Origin of the sequence: Streptomyces sp. NPDC006326, assembly GCF_040612915.1 — a bacterium.
Classification (GTDB): Bacteria; Actinomycetota; Actinomycetes; order Streptomycetales; family Streptomycetaceae; genus Streptomyces.
This window is the reverse complement of record NZ_JBEXRC010000008.1, coordinates 178,831-200,567: the sequence shown is the minus strand read 5'-3', so window position 1 is coordinate 200,567 and position 21,737 is coordinate 178,831. Positions and strand designations below refer to the sequence as shown.

General features: G+C 65.7%; 21 protein-coding genes. All 21 read left to right on the top strand.

Annotated elements, in window-relative coordinates; translation table 11 throughout:
• Position 1: 1 nt before the first annotated feature.
• The 21 genes from ABZ128_RS09680 to ABZ128_RS09580 all read left to right on the top strand — a co-directional run bounded on the left by ABZ128_RS09680 (position 2) and on the right by ABZ128_RS09580 (position 21,734).
• Positions 2 to 238 (top strand): hypothetical protein, encoded by a 237-nt coding sequence (locus ABZ128_RS09680; RefSeq protein WP_356847207.1) that lies wholly within the window; start codon positions 2 to 4, stop codon positions 236 to 238.
• 251 nt (positions 239 to 489) lie between these two features.
• Positions 490 to 1,092: a DNA primase gene (locus ABZ128_RS09675; protein ID WP_356847205.1), complete on the top strand. Its 603-nt coding sequence runs from the start codon at positions 490 to 492 to the stop codon at positions 1,090 to 1,092.
• Positions 1,093 to 1,665: 573 nt separating this feature from the next.
• On the top strand, positions 1,666 to 2,130 hold the full coding sequence (locus ABZ128_RS09670; RefSeq protein WP_356847204.1) for a hypothetical protein: 465 nt from the start codon (positions 1,666 to 1,668) through the stop codon (positions 2,128 to 2,130).
• 80 nt (positions 2,131 to 2,210) lie between these two features.
• Positions 2,211 to 3,848 carry a terminase gene (locus ABZ128_RS09665; protein WP_356847203.1) on the top strand — a complete coding sequence of 546 codons (1,638 nt, stop codon included), beginning with the start codon at positions 2,211 to 2,213 and terminating at the stop codon, positions 3,846 to 3,848.
• 13 nt (positions 3,849 to 3,861) lie between these two features.
• Complete coding sequence (locus ABZ128_RS09660; protein ID WP_356847202.1) at positions 3,862 to 5,385, top strand: phage portal protein; 1,524 nt, start codon at positions 3,862 to 3,864, stop codon at positions 5,383 to 5,385.
• On the top strand, positions 5,366 to 6,175 hold the full coding sequence (locus ABZ128_RS09655) for a hypothetical protein (RefSeq protein WP_356847201.1): 810 nt from the start codon (positions 5,366 to 5,368) through the stop codon (positions 6,173 to 6,175). Before ABZ128_RS09660 ends, ABZ128_RS09655 begins: the two co-directional genes overlap by 20 nt.
• A 40-nt stretch (positions 6,176 to 6,215) precedes the next feature.
• On the top strand, positions 6,216 to 6,770 hold the full coding sequence (locus ABZ128_RS09650) for a hypothetical protein (protein WP_356847200.1): 555 nt from the start codon (positions 6,216 to 6,218) through the stop codon (positions 6,768 to 6,770).
• A gap of 26 nt (positions 6,771 to 6,796) precedes the next feature.
• Positions 6,797 to 7,195 carry a head decoration protein gene (locus ABZ128_RS09645; protein ID WP_356847199.1) on the top strand — a complete coding sequence of 133 codons (399 nt, stop codon included), beginning with the start codon at positions 6,797 to 6,799 and terminating at the stop codon, positions 7,193 to 7,195.
• A 12-nt stretch (positions 7,196 to 7,207) separates the two neighbouring features.
• Positions 7,208 to 8,236, top strand: coding sequence for a major capsid protein (locus ABZ128_RS09640; RefSeq protein ID WP_356847198.1), 1,029 nt, complete (start codon positions 7,208 to 7,210; stop codon positions 8,234 to 8,236).
• Between the two features lie 252 nt (positions 8,237 to 8,488).
• Positions 8,489 to 8,869: a hypothetical protein gene (locus ABZ128_RS09635; protein ID WP_356847197.1), complete on the top strand. Its 381-nt coding sequence runs from the start codon at positions 8,489 to 8,491 to the stop codon at positions 8,867 to 8,869.
• Entirely contained in the window at positions 8,866 to 9,219 is a 354-nt protein-coding gene (locus ABZ128_RS09630) for a hypothetical protein (protein WP_356847195.1), read from the top strand. Before ABZ128_RS09635 ends, ABZ128_RS09630 begins: the two co-directional genes overlap by 4 nt.
• Positions 9,219 to 9,578, top strand: coding sequence for a hypothetical protein (locus ABZ128_RS09625; RefSeq protein WP_356847193.1), 360 nt, complete (start codon positions 9,219 to 9,221; stop codon positions 9,576 to 9,578). The genes ABZ128_RS09630 and ABZ128_RS09625 overlap by 1 nt, the downstream gene beginning before the upstream one ends.
• Before the next feature lie 421 nt (positions 9,579 to 9,999).
• A complete protein-coding gene (locus ABZ128_RS09620; RefSeq protein WP_356847192.1) occupies positions 10,000 to 10,587 on the top strand; it encodes a phage tail protein in 588 nt (195 codons plus the stop codon).
• Between the two features lie 92 nt (positions 10,588 to 10,679).
• Complete coding sequence (locus ABZ128_RS09615; protein WP_356847191.1) at positions 10,680 to 11,000, top strand: hypothetical protein; 321 nt, start codon at positions 10,680 to 10,682, stop codon at positions 10,998 to 11,000.
• A 74-nt stretch (positions 11,001 to 11,074) separates the two neighbouring features.
• A complete protein-coding gene (locus tag ABZ128_RS09610; protein WP_356847190.1) occupies positions 11,075 to 11,401 on the top strand; it encodes a hypothetical protein in 327 nt (108 codons plus the stop codon).
• Complete coding sequence (locus tag ABZ128_RS09605) at positions 11,401 to 16,422, top strand: peptidoglycan DD-metalloendopeptidase family protein (protein WP_356847189.1); 5,022 nt, start codon at positions 11,401 to 11,403, stop codon at positions 16,420 to 16,422. Before ABZ128_RS09610 ends, ABZ128_RS09605 begins: the two co-directional genes overlap by 1 nt.
• 133 nt (positions 16,423 to 16,555) lie before the next feature.
• Positions 16,556 to 18,772, top strand: coding sequence for a hypothetical protein (locus ABZ128_RS09600; protein WP_356847187.1), 2,217 nt, complete (start codon positions 16,556 to 16,558; stop codon positions 18,770 to 18,772).
• Between the two features lie 38 nt (positions 18,773 to 18,810).
• Positions 18,811 to 19,878 (top strand): DUF5047 domain-containing protein, encoded by a 1,068-nt coding sequence (locus ABZ128_RS09595; protein WP_356847186.1) that lies wholly within the window; start codon positions 18,811 to 18,813, stop codon positions 19,876 to 19,878.
• Positions 19,875 to 20,120 (top strand): hypothetical protein, encoded by a 246-nt coding sequence (locus ABZ128_RS09590; protein WP_356847185.1) that lies wholly within the window; start codon positions 19,875 to 19,877, stop codon positions 20,118 to 20,120. The genes ABZ128_RS09595 and ABZ128_RS09590 overlap by 4 nt, the downstream gene beginning before the upstream one ends.
• 63 nt (positions 20,121 to 20,183) lie before the next feature.
• A complete protein-coding gene (locus ABZ128_RS09585; RefSeq protein ID WP_356847183.1) occupies positions 20,184 to 20,780 on the top strand; it encodes a hypothetical protein in 597 nt (198 codons plus the stop codon).
• Between the two features lie 66 nt (positions 20,781 to 20,846).
• Complete coding sequence (locus ABZ128_RS09580) at positions 20,847 to 21,734, top strand: peptidoglycan-binding protein LysM (protein WP_356847181.1); 888 nt, start codon at positions 20,847 to 20,849, stop codon at positions 21,732 to 21,734.
• Positions 21,735 to 21,737: the final 3 nt, after the last annotated feature.

Below are 21,737 nucleotides of genomic sequence, written 5' to 3'. Positions count from 1 at the left end.
TGTGGTGCTGGAGGAGCGCGACGACACGGGCGAGGAAGGCGTCAGCGTGACGCACGTGATCGTCAACGGTGTTGATGTTGGTCGCGTCGGAGCTGATCTGAAGATCAAGATCGGCACTGCTGGAGCGCCTACAACGATCCGGATGACCTTGATCCCAAGCCGCTTGGAGATCCGCGGCGAGCTAGCTGACCATGATCGTCGGGAGCCCCGCGCCGGCTTCACAGCGAAGATCCACTAGGGGTACCCCAGGGGGGTACCCCAAGATCACCGCCTTGGAGACCGTCAAGGTGCTGGTCCTCGCTGTCTGTACGGGTCTGGGGGATGCCGTCAAGGCGCCCGCAGGGGCTCGCTGGAGCGACGAACGGGCGCCGGCTGGACTGCTTTGACCCTCGAAACGGCAGGCGGGCGCACAGCGATCCGGTCTCACCGATCAAAGAATCACCGCAGGTCAGCGGACAGAAAGCGTTCGCGGCCGGTAGGATGGACACCATGAAGACGACGCCCCGGAAGTGCGAGTTCTGCACTCGGTCGCTCCCGATGCTGGCGCGTCAGCATGCACGCTTCTGTGACACGCGTTGCCGCTCGAAGGCCTTCCGGGCCGCGAAGGCGGACGCCACGCCCCACGAGCTGAAGACCCGCGCCAGGTGGGTCCGACGCTCCGCGGAGAAGGTTCCGCTGACTGTCGCCGGCATGGCGGCATCGTCGACGGACCCGCGGACCTGGAGCACCCACAAGGACGCCACCGCTTCTACGGTCGGCGTCGGTCTGGGGTTCGTCCTCTCCGACGAGGACGACATCGTGTGCATTGACCTCGACCACTGCTTGAACCCGCTCACGGGCCGTTTGGCGCCGTGGGCCGCAGTCATCGTTCGCGACGCGGGCGCCACCTACGTAGAGGTGTCCCCGTCCGGCGACGGGCTGCATATCTGGGGCCGCGCGACCGTCCGACAGGGACGCCGCATCCGACGCCCCGACGGTACGGCCGTGGAGATCTACGGGACCGGCCGCTACATCGCAATGACGGGCCGCCGATATGGCTCTTCCCCGTCGATTCTTGCGGACGTCTCGGATCTCGTAGCACGCATTGCCTAGGTTTATTTGAGTGCCTGCTTTGCACGCTGTCGAAGCCGCTTCCTGACTGATCTACCGCGGGAGGTAACGGCTGCGTGCGCCGTGCCGTACGCCAACAGGGTTGGGGGCGCGAGCAGCAGCCAGATTCCAGCGGTGATGGTGCGTAGGACATACAGGGCGTCCGCCTCGGCCGTAGTTCTCGGCTCGGTGGCCAGCCACCTCAGGCACCGGATTTCAGCATCGATGAGACACAGGGCAAGCACGAGCCAGGCGAGGCCCACAATCGCAACCGCAGTGCCCTTTACGATTGCCACCCTCATGTTCTCTTTGGGCTGAGCCCCGCTGTCTTGCTGCGACGGAGCGGCGGTGATATCTGAGGCTTCTTTGCTGGGGGACGATGAATCTGCGCTGAACCTGTTCTGTAGGCTGCGCGCCTCTGCGACGGCAGCGGCGCCCAACGCGAAGACAAGCACAGCGGATGACTGGGCGAACTGATCAGTCATTTGCATGCCACCAGTCTGCACAGACGCGAGCCTAAATCTGATCAGCAATGCCTTTGGGTAAACCAACCAGCCTAGAGAGGGGGCCGACCGTATGGCCGGACGTGGTCCAGCACCGAAGGACCCGGCAAAGCGCCGGCGTCGCAACGCATCGGAGCCAGAGACGGTCCTCCACCCTGACGACGAACTCCGCGGCCCGGAGCTGCCGGAGGGCGTACTAGGGGTCGACGAGGACTCCGGACAGTTCGTCGAGTGGCACCCGCGTACCGTCGCGTGGTGGAACTCGTGGCGCTCGTCCCCGCAGGCTCAGACCTTCGTGGACACCGACTGGGACTTTCTCATCGACACCGCACTGATGCACCACACGATGTGGGCGAAGGGGCGATGGGAATTCGCCTCTGAGGTGCGTCTCAGGGCCGCAAAATTCGGCGCTACGCCGGAGGATAGGGCCCGTCTCAAGCTGAAGGTCGACGACCCCGCGAACGCCCCTCAGAGGCCCGTACAGGCCTCCGGGAACGTCTCGGACATCAACTCTCGGCGAGCCCGTCTTACCGGTTAGGAGACCGTGTGCCGCGCGCTATCGTGCGCGCCCCCGGTCATGACCGCTCCCGCTCGCTTGGGTGGATGGCGGTTGCATGGATGGAGTACTTCGTAGTTCACGGCCCTGGCGACGTCCAGGGGGAGCCGGTACGGCACGGAGATGAATACACCGGTTTCGTCGTGGACTGCTACGCGGTCGACGACGACGAGGGCCGGCTCCTCTACGACTCGGCTTTCTTCTCACGCCCAAAGGGCTGTGACAAGTCTGGGCTTGGCGCCCGAGTAGGCCTCTTCGAAGCATTTGGCCCCGCCCGCTTTGACGGTTGGGCGGAGGGCGGGGAGGTCTACCACGACCCGTGGGGCCTCGGCTTCGAGTACGTCTACGAGGCCGGCGAGCCGATGGGCCGCCCGGTGCGCGTGCCGTACCTCCGCATCATGGCGACGGAGGAGGGGCAGACCGGCAACGTCTTCGACACCATCCATTTCAATCTGACCGACGAGGCGTCGCCCCTGTCGCAGGTCCCCAACGTTGACGTTGGGCTGACCCGAATCATCCTCCCTGACGGCGGAGAGATCATGCCGTCAACCGCGTCATCCTCGTCGAAGGACGGCGGCAAAGAGACGTGGGTCTGCTTCGACGAGACCCACCTCTACAACACTCCCGAACTCCGGCGCATGTACGCCACCGTGACCCGAAACCTCCGCAAGAGGAAACGCGGTGCGCAGACGTGGTACCTCGAAACGACGACCATGTTCGCGCCCGGACAGGACTCCGTGGCGGAGCGGACATACGAGGAAGCCGAAGCCATCCGCGACGGCCGCAAGAAACGCGGTCGCGCACGCCTCATGTACGACCACCGTTGGGGTGAGTGCAAGAACCTGAAGGACGAGGACGAGCTTAGAGCCGCACTCCTGGACGCCTACGGCGACGCCATGGAGTGGATGGATCTGGAGTCGCTCGTCGATGATTTCTACGACCTCCGGAACGATAGCGCCGACGGCCGGCGGTACTTCCTCAACTCCCGTACCGTCGCTTCTGATGCGTGGATGGACCCCGATGCGTGGGCCCTGTGCCGGCGGACAGAAGAGATAGCCGCGGGCGAGCTGATCACTCTCGGCTTCGACGGCTCCATTCGCGACGACGCGACGGCGCTCACTGCCTGCCGCGTGTCCGACGGTCACCTGATGCTTCTGGGCTGCTGGGAAAAGCCGGAAGGCCCCGAAGGCGACGGGTGGCAGGTGGATCGTGAATCCGTAGACAACGCCGTGAACCGCGCCTTCGAGCGCTTCGAGGTCTGCGGCTTCTACGCCGACCCGCCGCACTGGCAGGACTACGTGGACCGCTGGACCGCCGACCACGGCGAACAGCTTCAGGTGCGGGCCACGCAGGCACGCCCGCTGGAGTGGTGGACCAACCGGCCCACAGCCATGGAGAGCGCGCTTGATCGCTTCATGGAAGCCGTCGAAGACAAGGGCCTGTCACACGCCGAGTCCCTCGACCCCGACGAGCCGTCAACCCTGCTGCGTCTCGGCGCCACCCTGACCCGCCACGTGCGCAACGCTCGTCGTCGGCCAATGGGCCGGAATCACTTGGGCATCGGCAAGGAGCACGCGAAGTCACCCAAGAAAATCGACGCCGCCATGAGCGCGGTTCTCGCCTACGAGTGCCGTGCGGACGCCGTTGCCGCAGGAATCACGAAGCGCAAAAGGCGCTCGTCCCGTCTCGTTGCCTTCTGAGGGAGGTCCGTAAGTGCCTATCGATGCATCGGTAGTCGAGTCTCCCGGTTGGTGGCTTCAGCGTCTTGGGAAGAAGATTCTTGACGAACGAGACGACGTCGTGGAAGCCGACGGGGAGGTAACTCCTGGGCTGGACACCCTTCGCAAGTACGCGGAGGGAAGACCGCCGCTTCCTCACGTTCCCGGCGTCGATCCCCGTGAAGTCAAGGCGTGGATGCGCGATGCGCGTACGAACTGGACGAGCCTCGTAATTGACTCACCGGCGGAGCGTCTCGGCGTAGACGGCTTCCGCTTCGGCAAGGGGCGTGGCGGGAAGTCGGCCAAGACTGCGGATGACGATGCTAACCGCATCTGGCAGGAAAACAGCATGGACGCGGATTCCGATCTCGTCCACTACGGTGCCCTGTCGCAGCGACGAGCTTTTGTCCTCGTCGAGAAGGGCGACGACGGCCGCCCGGTACTGACCCACGAGACGCCACGGCAGGTGGCCGTGGAGCATGCGCAGGGAAATCGTCGGCAGCTTGCCGCGGGTCTGAAGCTGTGGCGCGACGACTGGACGGGGCAGACCAGGGCAACGCTCTGGACGCCGGGGGAGGTCTTCGACTTCACCACGAAGTCAGACGCTCCGTCTTTCGCAGTGCGGTCCGCTTCACTTCGCGGATGGGACGCCCTTGCGACTCCGAGTGAGGCTGATGGGCGCCGCGCGAACGATCTGGGGCTCGTTCCGATTGTCCCGTTCATCAACCGTCGAAATCGGCGCCCCGAAGGCTTCGCAGAGCACGAAGACGTGATCGCGATCCAGAACCGCATCAATCTTTCTCTGATCAACTTGATTGCGGCCATGAAATATGGTGCCTTCAGGCAGCGATACGCCGCTGGTCTGGAAGTAGACGAGGACCCCGTCACGGGCCAGAAGATCCAGCCGTTCCAGCTCGACATCCGAAAGCTGTGGACGACGGATGACCCTGACGTGCGTTTCGGAGAATTCTCTTCGACTGACCTCATGCCGTATGTGCGTGCCGTGGAGGCTGCCGCGCAGGATCTCGCCGCGATCAGCCGAACCCCACCGCATTACATGATCGGTGCGGTCGTCAACGTCAGCGGCGACGCCCTGAAGGCCGCGGAAACCGGCCTCGTTTCCAAGGTGCGCGACCGACAGAGAAATTTCGGCGAAAGCTGGGAAGCCGTTATGCGGATTGCGTTCAAGGTGCTTGGCGACGAGCAGCGTGCGACGGCGTACGACGCTGAGACCGTCTGGCGTGATCCCGAATCCCGCAGCATCTCCGAGCTGGCCGACGCAGCAGTGAAGAAGGCCAGCGCCGGCGTCCCGTGGCGTCAGCGCATGGAGGACATGCAGTACACCCCGGCGGAGATCGACCGCATGGAGGTGGACCGTGCAGCGGACGCCCTGAACGCAACACCAGCGCAGGACCCGCAGCCCGCGTCTCTTCAGGCGGCCCGGGACGCGAAGCAGCAGAACCAGCAGCCCCCGCAGGACACTCGGACGGTGATCGGCCGTGGCGCTGACGCGGCTTGATCGTCAGTACGGGACGGCCGTCCGCGGCGTCTGGACATCGACTCTGGGGCGCGTCAATCGGTCCTGGACTGACCTCGGCTCGTGGCGTGGGGAGGACGTAAGCCGATTCCAGCGGACCGCCCTCCCTGTCATGCTCGCCGGACAGCGCCAGGTGGCGTCACTCACGACGACATACCTGGAGCGGCTCTACCGGGAAACCGCCGACGAAGCGGTCCGCACAGACCTCGACTTCGACAGGGTCACCGGTCGTGCGCTCCGTGGAGTGGATCCGGAGGAGGTATACCGACGGCCCTTCGTCGACGTGTGGACCGCCCTCTCTGAAGACGAGCCCTTCGACGAGGCGCTGAAGCGCGGGGCCCACCGCCTGGAGACGATCGCAAAGACCGACCTACAGCTAGCCCGGACGCACACCGTGCGCGAAGTGGGCGACGACATGCCGCGCTTCGAGTACACCGTGCGAGAGCTGCAAGGCGAGTACGACTGCGCGCTCTGCATGATCGCCTCGACGCAGCGCTACCGAAAGCGCGACTTGGCGCCGATTCATCCGGGCTGTGACTGCCTCGTGAAGTTGGTGACGGCTGACGAGGACCCTGGCCAGATAATCGACGAGGAGCGGCTACAGGCCATTCACGACGCAGTGGAGGCGGCCCTAGGCACCTTCGACCGCGGAGGCCGGGCCGTCGACTACCGCAAGATCATCATTTCCCGCGAGCACGGCGAAATTGGCCCCGTGCTCGGCTACCGGGGTCAGCGCTTCACTGGCCCCGACGAAATCTCTCTTCCGACCTGACGCCCGTCATGGGCCGACGACTCCCGACAGGGGAACCCGCATGCCTGAACCCGTAGAGCCGCCCGTTACCCCGCCCGCCGTCAATGAGCACGGCTACCCGGAAGCGACGCCTGTAGCGGAGATGTCTGCTGACCATCAGGCAGCCTACTGGCGATTCCACTCGAAGAAGTGGGAGGGCCTGGCGAAGGCTGCGCCCGACGCCGCTGAGCTGGAGCGTCTTCGCGCGGCTGACGCCGAACTCGCCACTCGCAAGGCTGCGGACCTCTCCGAGACGGAGCGGCTCCAGGCGGAGCGAGACGCTGCAAAGGCCGAAGCGGATGCCGCGAAGTCGGCGGCAGCCACGGCGACGGCGTCCCTGCTGCGGGCACAGGTGGCGGCTGACAAGGGCCTGACCACTGCGCAGGCTGCGCGTCTCCAGGGCTCCACTCGGGAGGAGCTGGAGGCGGACGCGGATGCGCTCGTGGCTCTCTTTCCCGCCCCTCAGGGCACTCCGCCTGCACCGCGCGCCGGCGGCCCCCGCGGGGGCGACGTTGGCGGCTCGTCGACGGTCGCATCTGGCGCGGAGCGATACCGCGCAAAGCACGGCAAGAACTGACCACTTAACCACGGAGGGATCCGTATATGGACCTCAGCCTTAAGAGCGAGAGCTTTGGCCAGGACCGTCGGGATTGGCTGGGGTCCGCCCACGGCACCGACGCCCCAGTGCCCGTCACGCTCGACGTCAGCAAGTTCACGTCTGGCACGCACTACCCGCAGGGCTTCATCAAGAGCGGCATTCCGCTTGGCAAGGTCACGGCGACCAGCAGGTACGGCCCGTATGACAACGCCGCGACGGACGGCCGGGAAGTCTGCATCGGCTTCCTTTTCACCGATCAGAACGTGATCAGCCCACGCGGTGTCGCCTCGACGACGGTCATCGGCTCGATGCTCCTGCACTGCTTCATTCGTGAGGCGAAGCTCCCCGTGTCCATTGACTCCGCGGGTAAGGCGGACGTCGCCGGTCGCGTCGTCTTCGTCTGAGAGAGGTAACACATGCAGCTCATTGCAGAGTACGCGACGCCGGCGGAGCTTACCGGCTACGCGCGGGCGGCCCTGCGGGACCGGGAAGAGAATCAGTTCTCCCTTAACCGGTGGCTCCCCAACTCGACGATCAACGATCTTTCCTACCGGTTCACGCGCGGTGGCGGTGGCCTGGTAGAGGCGGCTGTCTACCGGGCGTACGACGCCGAGTCGGACATCGCCTTCCGGCCCGGTGGGGCGCGAGTGAGCGGCGAGCTGCCGCCCATCTCGCGGAAGATCCCCGTCGGCGAGTACGAGCAGATCCGCATGCGGAACGTGGACACTCAGGGCGCGGAGATCCGCGACGCCATGGAGGCCGACTCGGTCCGCCTGGTGTCCGCTATTGCCGCGCGCATCGAGCTTGCCCGGGGCGACGCGCTCTTTAACGGGTCCGTGACCATCGCGGAAAACCGGCTTCAGGCGTCCGTCGACTTTGGCCGGTCCGGCAGCCACTCTGTGACGGCCGGGACCGTGTGGAGCGACACCGAGAATGCGGACGTCTATGACGACCTTCAGGCGTGGCTCGACGTCTACAACACCACCAACGGCACGTTGCCGGCGTTCACTCTCATGTCGCGGAAGATTTACAACTTCTTGCGCCGCAATAAGCAGCTCAGAGAGCTTGCATTCTCTGGCGCGTCGACGGCCCCGACCGTCCTTACTCGCGACGCGCTGAACGCCGTTCTTGGTGACTTCGACATTCCTCCGGTCGTCATTTACGACGCGAAGGTCTCCATCGACGGTACGGCCACGCGAGTTACTCCTGAGGACAAGATCCTCTTCCTTCCGGAGCAGGGTTCCGCCGCTGGTCAGACCCTTTGGGGTGTCCCGGTGGAGGCGAACGACCCGCGGTACGGCCTCCAGGGTGACGGCGCCGGCGTGGCTGTCGGTGCATACAAGTCCGAGGATCCGCAGACGCTTTGGACTCGCGCGACGGCGATTGCCCTTCCGGTCGTTGCTGCGCCCGACCTGACGTTCGTGGCCGACGTTCTGTCGTCCTAACGAGAGAGGCGAGGCATTCACGCATGGCGCGTCTAGCGAACCTTGTCCACGTGAGGGACGAGAAGGGTCAGAGCGTGTGGCTCGGCCCCGATGACGAGGTCCCTGCGTGGGCCGAGTCGAAGATCACCAACCCGAAAGCCTGGGCCGAGCTGCCCTCCGTGAGTGCCCTTACGGAGCCCACGGCCGACCCGGACTCCGCTCCGGCAAAGAGGCCGGCCCCGCGCCGGGTAGCGCGACGGAAGGCGGCGTCAGATGCTCCTGTTCACGACGACTGAGCTCGTCGCGCTCCTGCGGACGCCGCTTCCGCAGGAGTCCGCGGATCTCGCGCATGAGCTGACGCTCGATGCCTTCCGGGGTGAAGTGGGGGACCGTCTGACGGACCCCCCTCAGCCAGGCATCAAGAGCGTCGCCCTGGCGGTCGCTGCTCGCGTACTGACGAACCCCGGCGGGGTACGCAGCGAGCAGGCAGGCGGCATGCTCGTGAGCTACGTCGACGCGCAGACCGGCGTGGTCCTCTCGGAGGACGAGCGGCGCCGGCTCCGTCGGTCGGTCGGTATGGCTGCCGGAGCCGGGATGCTGGACATTGCGCCGGAGGACGCCGCGCCACTGTGCACCATCTGGCGGCCGGTATGAGCCTCATCCGGTCGCTGATGTCTGAGACATGGACCATCGAGCGTCCCGGGACCCTGGTCCGCGACTCGACCGGGAGCTACGTGCCCGGCCCACCCGTGCACATCGACGTACCGAGCAGCGGAGTCATCAGCCCGTACGGCGTGACCGTCGGTTCCTCCCTGGAGACACACGACGCGTCCGCCACGGTGCAGACGCGCAGAGTCTTCGTCGCGCCCCTCGGTACCGACGTACGACCGGGTGACCGAGTCACCCGGAACGGCGAAGTGTGGGAGGTCACCGGTCGGCCGGTCGTCTTTCCTCTGACATCCCTTGCCCGCGTAGAGGCGGCTGTAGAGGAGGTGACCGGCTGATGAGCTACCGATCCCGCTATACCGGCCGGTACTCCGGCATCGGTGCGATGCTCTCGCGCCCTTGGCTGCACGCGCCGTGTAAGGCAGCAGCGCTGAAGATCCAGGCGGAGGCGCAGGCGGTATCCCCAGTGGGCGACCCTGAAGAGGATCGACACCCGGGACTCTATAAGGCGTCGTTCGCGGTGGTCCCGCTGAACAAGAACGTGCCCTTCCGTGGCAAGCCGCGCATCCGCGCCGGCGCGCGGGTGATGAACACGGCGCCCCACGCCTGGCGTGTGGAGCACGGCGACGGACGAGTCCCGCGGTACGCGGTGCTTCAGCGAGCGATCGATGCCGTGAAGGCGGCCCACAGTGGCTGACGTTGAATCAGTGATCGCGCCGTGGATCGAGGCGACCCTGAGCGTCACTGCTGGCGCGGAGACACCGCCTGACCTGGAGGACCGGCTCCCCTTCGTCCGTGTCGAGCGCATCGGCGGCCCGGACGATCGCTTCAGTGCTCACCCGCGGGTAGCGGTCGACGTCTTCGCCGCTACGGCTGATGACGCCCGCACTCTGGCTCGGCAAGTGAGTGACGCGCTCCTCTTCCTCCGGGGCCCAGTGGGCGGAGCCGTGGTGCGTGGCGTCAGGTGCGACGCCGGCCCCTCCCGGCAGCCATGGGCTAACCCCGCCGTCTATCGGCGCGGGGCCACGTACACCGTGAGTCTCTACTCCGCATAACCCCTGACTTCCTGACCCGAATTGCCGTCGGCATTCGGGCCTTTCGCATGCCCTGGAGGGCTCATGACGGATACCCGTAATGCCGATCTGACTTTCGGCGCAACTGACTACCTTGTCTACCTGGCCGCGAAGGACACTGCATCGCCCGTAGGCTTTGCCGACCCTGGCACGGGTTGGACGAATCTCGGCTGGGTGACGACCGAGGGCGGGCTTTTCAAGCTCGAAGAGGAGACGAAGGACATCGAGGCGGCTGGCTCTCTGGAGCCGATTCGCACGCTGATGACCAAGTCGACGAAGTCCGTTCAGGTTACTTTCCTGGAGGGGCTCAACCCTCTCGTGCGAGCGCTTTACGACAACGTGTCGGTTGACGCTCTGGAGCCGACGACGGACATTGCGACGTACGCGATGCCCGACCAGCCGTCGGACCTCCGTTATGCCTTCATCTTCGACACCATCGACAACGGCAAGCGGATGCGGCTTTACATGCCGAACGGCAAGGTCGTGGAGCGTGGCGACGAGCAGCCGCAGACGGCCGACGTTATGCCCGTCCAGCTCACATTTAAGTTCTACAAGGGCGCGTCGAACGCAGCGGCCGTAAAGCGCTCCATCAAGTACGGCGGCATTGACGTTTCCGGGTTCTTCCCGGCGTAACCAATTACCAGCGGGGCCCGTATCTGCGCGGGTCCGGGCCCCGCTTCAACTCATGACCCGCGCGCCACCACAGCGACTTAGGAGACCCGCGCATGTCTGCTACCACCCCCGCTCAGGCCCAGGAGAACGAGGCGAACGGCGAGTACGGCACCGCCTCGCTCTGCGGCTCTGAACTGCGAATCAAGCCCATCACTGCCTGGCGCCCCTCGTACCTCCGTGCCCTCCGTGAGGCCGACTACGACACGTGGGCGGCCGGGGTCCTGCACGAGGACGACGTAGAGACGTTCATCGAGCTCGACGCCACCTTCGAGGAGATCAACGCTTTCACGACTGAAGCGATGGAATCCGTCGGAGAGACCCCGGGAAAGTCTGGAGCACGCTCCACGTCCTCGAAGAGCACGCGGAGGCGCTAGAGGCGGACCTAGCGGTTCGAGGGACAGACCTGCTCGACGTCTATCGAGGCGGGCTATCCCTCCGCAGGCTTCGCGTGCTCATCGAGCATCTACCGCAGGAGTCGGCGACGAAAACCGCTATCCGCAACGCCATTGACCCCGCGGAGCTGGAACAGGCATCGGGCGAGCACCGCCCTGACTTGGCGCAGTGGAGCGCACTGGAAATGCTCCTGGCCACCATCCGTGACGAGATCGTCCTAAGCCGTCACGTAGCCATCGCGGCCGCCGGTCAAAAGCCCGGTGAGTTCCAGCCGATGCCGCGCCCCGGCATACCCCCGAAGTCCGCTCAGAAGAGAGGGATGACGGACGAGCAGCGCCGCGCCCTTGACCCGCGGCTGAGAGACCAGCCGACGGAGGCATAATGGCGGATCTGGATATCGTCGGTGGCGCAGCCGTTGACGTCGTGCCGATCGTCCCGAATTTCCACAGCAAGCTGAAGGCCCTCGTTCTCCCCATCGCCGACCGCGTAGGTCGGGAAGCGGGAGAGCGGATGGGGCAGGCGATCTCGAATAACATCGTGATCGCTATCCCCGAGGCAGTCATGCAAGGTGGTCGCGCGGCAACTCGCGCGGCCGGACGACAGGGTGATGATGCGGGCGGGGCGTTCGCGCGCAGCATCCGGCGGAAGCTGGAGATCGCCTTCAAGGCGATGCCGAAGCTCGACGTCCGCCTCTCGGATACCGGCGTCGACGCCCAACTGGCGCGCATCCGCGCAAAGCTGGAGCAGCTCAGCGGCAAGCGTCTCGGCATTGACATCGACGCGGAGACGGCTGCCGCTCAGGTTCAGCACCTGGAGGAGGAGCTTCGCCGGCTCGGGGCCGCGCATCCGAACGTCACCGTGCGCGCGGATACGGCGGTGGCCCGGACGGCACTCGCCGAGATTCGCGAGGCAATTGCGGAGATCAGCGCGACGCCAGGACGGGTGCGGCTGGAGACGGATGGCGCCTTCGGTGCCAAGCTGCGCGCGGTCGTGGAGCAGGCGCGGGCGTCACTCCCAGAGATCAACATCGACGCGGACACGAGCCCCGCGCGGGCTGAGATTCAGTCTCTGCGCGCGCAGCTCGACACCCTGGCAGACCAGCGTGTGGGAATTGACGTGGACGCCGCTACGGCGCTCGCGCAAATCACCCGCGTACAGGAGCGACTCGCGGTCCTCTCAGCGACGGCCGCAGACATCGACGTCCGTGCGGACACGGCTGCTGCTGCGGCTCAGCTTGCGGCACTCCAGGCGATGGCGGACGACACGAAGGTCTTCAACATCCGGGCCTTCGCGGACACATCGCAGGCGAGCAGCGCTCTTCTGAATCTGACGATTCAGCTCGGCGTACTCCTGGCTCTGCCCGCAGCACCGCCCATCCTTGCCGGCCTTGGCGGTATCGCCGCAATGGCGACGGCCGCAGCCGGCGGAGTGGGCGCCCTGACGCTCGTCGCCGTGCCCGCCATCAAGGGCGTGACGGAGGCGCTGAAGGCGAAGAAGGCAGCCGACGAGGAAGCGAAGCAGGCGTCTGACGCTGGCGGTCGTTCCGCGGCGCAGTCCGCGCAGAGGGCGCTGCAAATGGCCGGCGCGCAGGACGCTCTGTCTGCCGCTCACCGCAATGCCGCACGCAGCATCGCGCAGGCCAATCGCCAGGTTGCCGACGCGGAACGTGCCGTCGCGCAGGCTGCACAACGGGCCGCGGATGAGCGGCGCCAGGCTGCTGAAGCGGTTGTCCGCGCGGAGGAATCGCTCGCTGACGCCAAGCGGGCCGCCCGTCGTGCGGAGGAAGACCTCACAGAGGCCCGCGCGGACGCAGCTCGTCAGCTCCGCGACTTGAGTGACCGTCTGACCGACGGCGCACTCGACGAGCGGGAGGCAGCTCTCCGCGTACAGAAGGCGGAGATCGACCTCCAGAACGTGCGCGAACGCGGGCTTGCCGTCTCCGATATGGAGCGCGAAGAGGCTGAGCTCCGGTACGCCCAGGCGGTGCTGGCAGCCAAGCAGCAGAAGCAGCAGTACGCCGACCTCCAGGCGGACGCCGCCAAAGCCAGGGCCGCAGGTGTGGACGGCAACGACGCCGTCAAGGCTGCGACAGAGCGGGCGGGTGATGCTCAGCGAACCGTGGCAGCGCAGGCCAAGGCTCTGGCAGACGCTCAGCGTGCGGCGGCGCGCACTCAGATCGAATCCGCGCAGGCCGTCACCGACGCACAGCGACGGGTCGCCGACGCCGTGGAGAACGCGGCTAACGCGCAGATCAGCGCCGCAGAGTCCATCGAGGCTGCGGAGCGCGGCGTAGAGTCCGCGCGGCTGTCCGGCCTGAGCGCCCTCTCACAGTCGGCGACGAAGAGCGAGGAATACCGCAAGGCGCTGGAGAAGATGTCTCCGCAGGCGCGGGCACTCTTCGACGCCATCGCCGGCCCGAAGGGGCTGACGGTCGCCTTCCGTCAGTGGCACACGGAGCTGCAACCGGCCGTCCTCCCCCTCTTTACTCGGGGTGTCGACGGGGCGAAGGCCTCCCTTCCCGGCCTGACCCCGCTCGTCCTCTCCGCTGCAAGCGCAGTAGGAACGCTGATGGACAAGGCGTCCGCGCAGCTCAAGACGCCTTTCTGGCAAGGCTTCAAGGCAGACATCAAGGAAAGTGCGGAGCCTGCGATCATCGGGCTCGGGACGGCGTTCGGAAACGTGATCAAGGGCATGGCGGGCGTAATTGACGCCTTCCTGCCGCACATGGACGGGATCACCGCAGCTTCGGACCGCATCACCGGCCGATTCGCCGCGTGGGGGACGAGCCTGAAGGGCTCCCCGGACTTCGAGCGATTCCTGAAATACGTCAAGGACACGTCGCCTGGACTCGCATCGTTCCTCGGGGATCTCCTACGGGCCGCGCTCGACGTGGCACAGGCTCTATCGCCTGTCTCTCAGGCCACGATGACGGTGCTGTCTCCAGTGATCAGCGCCATTTCATGGATCTCGCAGAACGCTCCGGAATTCGTGATCGCCCTGTGGGGCATCTACTTCGCGACGAAGGCGATATCCGTCGGCATGGCAGCCTTCGCTGTGGCCATGGCCATCTACGAAGGCGTGATGATCGTCGCAACGATCGTCACATCCGGATTCGCGGTGGCTCTCGGCGCGACGGGCATCGTGCCAATTATCCGCGCCGTAATCATCGTGATTGCGCTCCTAGCGGCCGGCGTCGTCTGGGCGTACAACAACGTCGGATGGTTCCGGACAGCGGTCGACACAGCTTGGGCCGGAATCAAGATCGCGACGGAATTTCTGTGGACGAAGGTCCTGAAGCCTGTATTCGAAGGCCTCTGGATAATCCTTAAAGCGGTCGGTGAGGGTGCCCTCTGGCTCTGGGATCACGCCATCGGCCCCGCCTTTAGCTTCATCTGGGCAGCAGCGAAGATCCTGTTTCAGATCGTCGCCGTGGCCGTCCTCGTGCCGCTCTACCTGCTGTTCAAGGCGCTGGGGGAGGTCGGGCTCTGGCTCTGGGAGAAGGCGCTCGGCCCCATCTTCGGATGGATAGCTGACAAGGCTTTGTGGCTGTACGACAAGGGCGTGAAGCCTGCGTTCTCGCAATTCGGTGACCAGCTGAAGATGGTCGGATCCGCGGCGAAGTGGCTTTGGGATTTTGTCATCTCACCCGTCTTCTCCTGGATTGGAGACAAAGCGAGGTGGCTTTACAACGAGGGCGTTAAGCCGCACCTTGACCGGCTGCGTAGTCTGCTGGATCTGGTGGCGGATGCGTTCGAGCAGACGAAGAACGGAATCGGCCGGTCCTGGGATCAGCTCAAGTCGCTGACAAAGGGCCCCGTAAAGTTCATCGTCGAGACCGTCTATAACGGCGGCATTGTCCCTGTCTGGAATGCCGTAGCGAAGATCACCGGACTCGGAAAGCTCGACGAGGTAAAGGGCTTCCACACCGGTGGAATCATGTCCGGCTATTCCCCGGGACGTGACGACCGACTCATTGCCGTAGGCGGTGGCGAGGCTGTCATGCGCCCCGAGTGGACGCGTGCCGTTGGTGCCGACCGCATCAACGCATGGAACGCTGCTGCCCGCTCCGGCGGGATCAGCGGCGTTCAGCGCGCCATTGCCGGCGGCACGCCTGCGTACAAAGACGGCGGCATTGTCGACTGGCTTCGCAATGGCTCGTCTAAGGTCGCGTCCGTCCTTAAGGGCGGATGGGATGCGCTGACGGACCCCGCAGGGCTCTTCGACGAACTGACTGACGGTGTGAAGGGCAAGCTTTCGAGCCTCGCTCAGAACCCGTGGGCGCAGGCGATCGGGAAGATTCCTGGTCACCTTGTGTCGGCGCTGAAGGACAAGGCGGTAGAGCTCTTCGGATTCGGCGGGGACGGCGGCGCCTGGACCAAGCCTGTCGACGTCCCGTACGGCACGCGCTTCGGCGTCGCTGGCTCCATGTGGGCGTCAGGGCATCACACGGGCCTCGACTTCCCGGCAGCCGTCGGGACGCTGATCCGGGCCGTGGCCGGCGGCAAGGTCACCATGGCGACGGACGGAGGTCCGTACGGCAACCACGTGATGATCAATCACGGCAACGGGCTGACGTCGCTCTACGCGCACATGTCGCAGATCCTGACGTCAGTGGGGCAGGCAGTCAGCGCGGGCCAGGTCATCGGCCGAGTCGGTGCTACGGGCAACGTGACCGGGCCGCACCTGCACCTCGAAGCGCGGGTTAATGGCAGTCCTGTGGACCCGATGACCTACCTCTCCGGCGGAGGAGGTGGCGGCAATGGCGGCTCTGACGTCCAGCGGTGGCGCGGGTACGTCAATCGGGCGCTGACTCTGACGGGTAATCCGACCTCGTATGCCGACACGACCCTTCGCCGAATGGCGCAGGAGTCAGGCGGCAACCCGCGGGCGGTGAACCTGTGGGACAGCAACGCAAAGGCGGGCACGCCGTCGGTCGGCCTGATGCAGGTGATCAAGCCGACGTTCGACGCCTACGCCGGTCCGTACCAGGGAGTCGGGCCGAAGATGTACGGCGTTTCGATTGACCCACTCGCCAACATCTACAGCTCAATGCGCTACGCCATGAGCCGCTACGGCTCCCTCCCACGCGCATACGACCGCCCCGGCGGCTATGCCGCGGGAGGCTTCCCCGGGATCGGGGAACTGGCGTGGGTAGGGGAGCAAGGGCCCGAACTCGTCCGCTTCCTGGGCCCGTCGCAGGTCTACAGCGCCTCCGACTCCAGGGCCATGGTCCGCCAGGCAGCAAGCCTGCGGGGACTCACGCCCTCCACGAGCCCGACGCAGCTCCATGCCGACGTTCACGTCTACGTCGGTGACCGGGAAATCACAGACATCGTCGATGTCCGCATCTCGCAGCGTGACGCGCTTGATGTGGACGCACTCACTACAGGAAGGCGGCTCTGATGCCCGACGACCCGACGCCAGAAGAGCCGACCCCTGTCGACGAGCCGACACCCCCGGTCTACACAGCGCCTCAGGTGGAGCCGCCCCCGTCCACTACCGAGCCGCTTCGCGGTGAGCAAGGTGGGGACGGCGGATGAGCGTAGCGACGAACCTGCTGCCTGCGAACACCTCAGGCATTGAGACCAACACGAGCGGCTGGACTGCGGGCGCGAACACAACGCTCTCGCAGTCCAGCCGTTTCTACCAGGGGACGAAGAGCCTCGGCCTGACGGCGACGGCAGCCGGAACCGTGACGGCAACTACGGCAACTCGCGTCGCCGTCACGGCCGGGGCCGAGTACCAGGCGTATGCGTTCTTCGCGAACGTCGTCGCCGCTTCCGGTCGTACGTCGGCTGTGTCGATCTCTTGGTACGCGGCGTCGTCCGGGGGCTCCCCCCTCTCGACGTCCGCGGGTGCAGCAACGTCACTCGCAAACTCGACGGCTTGGAATGCCCCGCCCCCGCAAGTGACGGCGAAAGCCCCCACCGGAGCGACGTACGCGGCAGTGACGATCACGGTGACCGGTCTTTCCGCCGGCGCCGTGGTCGCGGCGGATGTGATCACGATGGGGCTCCCGCAGACGTGGGACGGAAACCTGCTCGGCTACAACACGGCCAGCGCGGATACCGACGCCACCGGGTGGGCGGCGCTGACGAACTGCACCGTGGACCGAGTGAGTACCGACTCGTGGGAGGGCTGGTACAGCCTCCGCCTGACCTCCACGGCAGCCGGTAACACCCGGGCCAACTCGACGCCATCGGTGCCCATCACGGTGGGCGTCGAATACGTGGGTCTCGCTTATGTGAAGCCGACGACGACCACTGACGTCATTCTGGAAATCCGCTGGTACGACGCCGCGGACGCCTTCCTCTCCGGTTCGGCGATGACATGGACCGCAGTCACCGCCGGATCGTGGAACCGCCTGACGGCCATCGGCACGGCACCCACCGGTGCGGTGGCAGCGCGAATCGCCTTCCGGCCGCAGGCAACGGCGGCTGCACAGACGTGGCTGTACGACTACATCGGCCTCATGCCCGCGCCGCTGATCGCTGGCAACCTCCTCGGATACGGCGCACAGTCCATGGAGGTGGACGTATCTGCCTGGACGGCTGCGTCTGGCTGCACGATTCAGCGGCAGACGGGGACCGTGTTCGCCGGCGGCGCCTCCATGGCGATCCTGCCGACGTCAGGCGCGCCACTGTCCACGGTGCAGATGACGGGGACGGTGCCGGTCACACCACGCACGACATACAAGTGCACGGCCTATCTGTGGCACGACTTCGTGCCACACAATGTCGAAATTGATGTCGAGTTCACGTGGTTCGACGCGACGTCTACACAGATCGCAACCGGCGTCTTCCGATGGGTAACGAGCGGTGCGGGCGGTTGGTATAGCCCGATGGGCTCCGACGTAGCGCCGGATGGCGCCGCGTCTCTGCGGGTGGCGATCAGGATCCTGGCCCCCACTCTCCCGGTGTACTTCGTAGACGAAGCCATGGTGGGCGTCGGAGGCCTCGGCCTCTTCGCCGACGTCATCCCTGATGTCTACGGTGCCTCGATCACCCTCCAGGGTCTGACGACCGGTGGCCACACGCATTACGGCCTGTGGCGAGTGCGGGACGACGGCGCGATGACGCCGATCCGCGGCGAGTCCGGGGACATGGTGGCGGTGCCCATTACGGGCGACGTAGCGGTAGCGGCGGACTACGAGGCACCGCTAGGCGTCCCGATCAGGTATCACCTCCGCGTCTACACCGGAAGTGACTACCTGCGGACGACGTCACGGCCGATCAGCCTGCCGGAGCCGGCGGTGACAGATGTGGTCGTTAAGGATCCGGCGCAGCCGGTACGAAGCCTCACGCTCACCGTAGAGACTGTCCCCGACTGGACCCGCGCCGCTCGTCAGGGCGTCCACCAGGTGACGGGCCGGACGACGCCCATCGTGATCAGCGACACCCGCACGAGTCGCACGGGGACGCTGAATGTCGTCACGGCAACCCGGGACGAGATCACCCGCCTGTGGTGGCTGCTGGAGACTGGCGACACGCTTCTGATCCAGTGGCCCTCGACGTGGGGCGAGCAGGACGTGTACGTGCAGATTGGCGACGTCACGGAGACGCACATCCTTCGGTGGGCCAAATACCAGGACCGCACTTGGGCCCTGCCCCTCACTGAGGTCGACCGCCCCATCGGTGCACTGGCCGGATCGGCAACGCGGACATGGGCGACGGTGGAGTCCGAATCGACTGACTGGCTCGACGTCCTTACCAACCACAGTGACTGGCTGTCCGTCCTCACTGGGGGCTCGTGATGCAGACGACCACGCCCGCCTTTCAGCAGGCTCTGACGATGTCCCACCGCATGGCGGTGAAGGTGGACGCCTACTACGACGGCGCGCTCACCCGGGCGAACATTCCGGTCTCGGACGGCTCCGTCACTCTGGACCGCGGATCGAAAGTCCGCCGCTCCCTCTCCCTGACGGTGGCGGATCTGTCGCTCCTTCCCTGGAATGCGACAGACCCGCTCGCCGTATACGGGCAGGAGCTCCGCGTGTTTCGCGGCATCCCGTTCGCGAGTGGCACTGAGTGGGTGCCGCTCGGAACCTTCCGAATCGACGAGCCGTCGGCTGATGTGCATCGCGGACCAATCACTCTCACCGGCAAGTCGGCAGAAGTAGCTATCCAGGATGACCGCTTTGCGGTGCCGACGTCGACGTACGGATACGCCACCTGTGTCGACGCGATCACGTACCTAATCCACGAGACCGACCCATCGGCCGTAATCGTGAACGCAACATCGGACAGTCGAAATCCTGCCTGCCCGGTTGCGACGTGGAACGCACAGGCAGACCGATGGGACGCGGTTGTTCAGGTAGCCCGCGCGATGAACGCGGAAATCTACTGCGACGCAACGAACCGATACGTTATCGCTGACACCCCCAACGTGCTGACATCCCCAGTCGCATGGGAGATAGCGGAGGGGGAGGGCGGAACTCTGATGTCTGCCGCACGGGCGATGTCCAGGGCGGCCGTTTACAACGCCGTTCAGGTGTCGGGCGAGAACACGTCGTCGAACTCAACGCCAGTAAGCGCGACCGTTTACGACTCCGACGTAACGAGCCCCACACGTTGGGGCGGGCCGTTTGGCAAGGTGACGAAGTTCTATTCCTCCGCACTGCTTACGACGGTGGCAGGCTGCACTGCCGTGGCACAGTCGATGCTTTTCGATGCCACAGCGCCGAATATCCAGGCGTCCATTGCCGCCACTCCTAACCCTGCCCTAGAGCCGGCGGACGTAATCCGGCTGCGCTACGCACGTCGTCGAAACCTTTTCCTGCTCCAGGCCCTGACGATCCCTCTGACGGCCACAGGGAGCTCATCCATCACCCTGCGCGGGGGCAAGGAGGACACGGCATGACGCGGCTTGCAGAGGCTATCCAGAGGGCCGCACAGGACGCTGTAGTGCAGCTCAGCGCCTCGTGGCTCATGGCGACAGTGACGGCCGTCAACGGGGATGGAACGCTGAACATCACCACGGCCGCCGGCCCCGTGCCGTCCGTCAGGCGCCTCCGCCACTACACCGCGAGCATCGGTGACAAAGTCATGGTGGCCGTCAATGCGGACGGGAATTGGATTGTAGTCGGCGCTACGGCGCCCTGACGTCCGTCCGCTCATTCCCGCGCTCCCGGAGCGCACCCGCTACCTATTTGGGGAGACTTCCGCATGCCCGGAGTTGACGGCCTCGACCAGAACGTGCCGTACCCGCTTCTCAGTGACCCGCCCAACATCGAATCGGCCACCAGCAACCTGGTAAACGCCGTCGTTCCGAAGCTAAACCTCGCGTTCGCCGATGCCAACGACAGAGCGGCAGTCTTGCCCGCGCCAACGGCGGGAATGGAATGCTTCCTAATCGCCGAAAAACGCAAGGAGATTTTCGATGGAACGTCGTGGGTCACGATGTTGCCTGGAGGTTGGGTACCGCTGACGTTCGACGCTGGATACGCCGCATACATCACGACGGCACCGGCCTACCGGATCATCGACAACTCAGTCGAACTCCGCGGGAAGGTTCAGAAGTCCGGATTCACGTCGTTCAGCCCTGCCACGGCCTTCCGTCTTTCAAGCCTGCCAACCGCCATTCGGCCGGCGCAGGAGCGGACGTTTATCGTGGCCACTGAGTGGGCGGCCGATCTGTTCGCGTGGCTGACTGTGCAGCCGAACGGCAACTTGACCGCCGTGGTTCCCCCGACGACCGGATCACCCGTGGCAGCCGTAGCACGCTGGCTCGCCCTCGACGGAGTGCGATACCCGCTTTCGTAGCCAACTGCATAACCATTTCAGGCCCCGCCTCGTCGGGGCCTTTTTCATGCCCTGGAGAGGACATCAATGGGTGAAATCTGGATTCCCGAAGCTCAGCGACTCGGAGACGGAAGCATCGGCGGTGCGATGGACACGCCTGACGCACCGCCCCGCGTCGTCTGGCACACCACGGAGAGCGGGGCGGGGGATGCGGCCTTCAACTCCGTTGGCGCGTACCTGTCGGCCGTCAGCTCCGAGCCGCACATCCTCTACGACCCGACGACTGACAGGCTCGGTCAGTACGGCCCGCTGAACCAGTCGGCCCGCGCACTCAAGAACGCCGGAACGCTGCGCACGAACCGAACCGGACGGGTCTGCATACAGATCGAAGTCCTGGCCCGCGCGTCGAAGCCCTTCACGTCGTACTGGACGCCCGGTCCGAACTTCAAGGCGCTCATACGCGCCATCCGCTCTTGGGGCGTCCCTGACGTCTGGCCGGCGGGCGCTCTGGCCGACTCCTACACCGCCAATTCGAACCGCTCCGCGGCAACGTGGACGTCACAGGGTGGCCACTACGGCCACTGCAACATCCCCGGAAACGATCACTGGGATCCGGGCAACATTGACAAGAACGCACTGCTCGCTGCGGGCGGTGGGTCCGCTCCGGTCCCGCAGCCTTCGCGCCCGACTGTGAGCCTCTCCCGTCTCCTCGCTGCGGCCCGGCGTGACCCCGGCCTCCCGCAGGGCGGGACGACGAACCCAAGCGATGTCCGCCCGGTGGAGGCGGCGCTCCAGGCGGAGGGGCTGCTCTCCGCGGCGTACGCGAAGGACGGCAGTTTCGGCACGCTGACGAAGACGGCTTACGCGGCGTGGCAGCGTCGGCTTGGCTACTCCGGTGCCGACGCGGACGGCTACCCGGGCAAGACGTCGCTGACCAAGCTGGGCGCCAAGCACGGCTTCGGGGTCACCGACTGATGG

What these genes read in the sequence shown, in the direction of transcription:
- ABZ128_RS09675 (WP_356847205.1), top strand. Translation starts at nt 490, where the DNA reads ATGAAGACGACGCCCCGGAAGTGCGAGTTCTGCACTCGGTCGCTCCCG.
- ABZ128_RS09670 (WP_356847204.1), top strand. Translation starts at nt 1,666, where the DNA reads ATGGCCGGACGTGGTCCAGCACCGAAGGACCCGGCAAAGCGCCGGCGT.
- ABZ128_RS09665 (WP_356847203.1), top strand. Translation starts at nt 2,211, where the DNA reads ATGGAGTACTTCGTAGTTCACGGCCCTGGCGACGTCCAGGGGGAGCCG.
- ABZ128_RS09650 (WP_356847200.1), top strand. Translation starts at nt 6,216, where the DNA reads ATGCCTGAACCCGTAGAGCCGCCCGTTACCCCGCCCGCCGTCAATGAG.
- ABZ128_RS09645 (WP_356847199.1), top strand. Translation starts at nt 6,797, where the DNA reads ATGGACCTCAGCCTTAAGAGCGAGAGCTTTGGCCAGGACCGTCGGGAT.
- ABZ128_RS09640 (WP_356847198.1), top strand. Translation starts at nt 7,208, where the DNA reads ATGCAGCTCATTGCAGAGTACGCGACGCCGGCGGAGCTTACCGGCTAC.
- ABZ128_RS09635 (WP_356847197.1), top strand. Translation starts at nt 8,489, where the DNA reads ATGCTCCTGTTCACGACGACTGAGCTCGTCGCGCTCCTGCGGACGCCG.
- ABZ128_RS09630 (WP_356847195.1), top strand. Translation starts at nt 8,866, where the DNA reads ATGAGCCTCATCCGGTCGCTGATGTCTGAGACATGGACCATCGAGCGT.
- ABZ128_RS09625 (WP_356847193.1), top strand. Translation starts at nt 9,219, where the DNA reads ATGAGCTACCGATCCCGCTATACCGGCCGGTACTCCGGCATCGGTGCG.
- ABZ128_RS09620 (WP_356847192.1), top strand. Translation starts at nt 10,000, where the DNA reads ATGACGGATACCCGTAATGCCGATCTGACTTTCGGCGCAACTGACTAC.
- ABZ128_RS09615 (WP_356847191.1), top strand. Translation starts at nt 10,680, where the DNA reads ATGTCTGCTACCACCCCCGCTCAGGCCCAGGAGAACGAGGCGAACGGC.
- ABZ128_RS09605 (WP_356847189.1), top strand. Translation starts at nt 11,401, where the DNA reads ATGGCGGATCTGGATATCGTCGGTGGCGCAGCCGTTGACGTCGTGCCG.
- ABZ128_RS09600 (WP_356847187.1), top strand. Translation starts at nt 16,556, where the DNA reads ATGAGCGTAGCGACGAACCTGCTGCCTGCGAACACCTCAGGCATTGAG.
- ABZ128_RS09595 (WP_356847186.1), top strand. Translation starts at nt 18,811, where the DNA reads ATGTCCCACCGCATGGCGGTGAAGGTGGACGCCTACTACGACGGCGCG.
- ABZ128_RS09590 (WP_356847185.1), top strand. Translation starts at nt 19,875, where the DNA reads ATGACGCGGCTTGCAGAGGCTATCCAGAGGGCCGCACAGGACGCTGTA.
- ABZ128_RS09585 (WP_356847183.1), top strand. Translation starts at nt 20,184, where the DNA reads ATGCCCGGAGTTGACGGCCTCGACCAGAACGTGCCGTACCCGCTTCTC.
- ABZ128_RS09580 (WP_356847181.1), top strand. Translation starts at nt 20,847, where the DNA reads ATGGGTGAAATCTGGATTCCCGAAGCTCAGCGACTCGGAGACGGAAGC.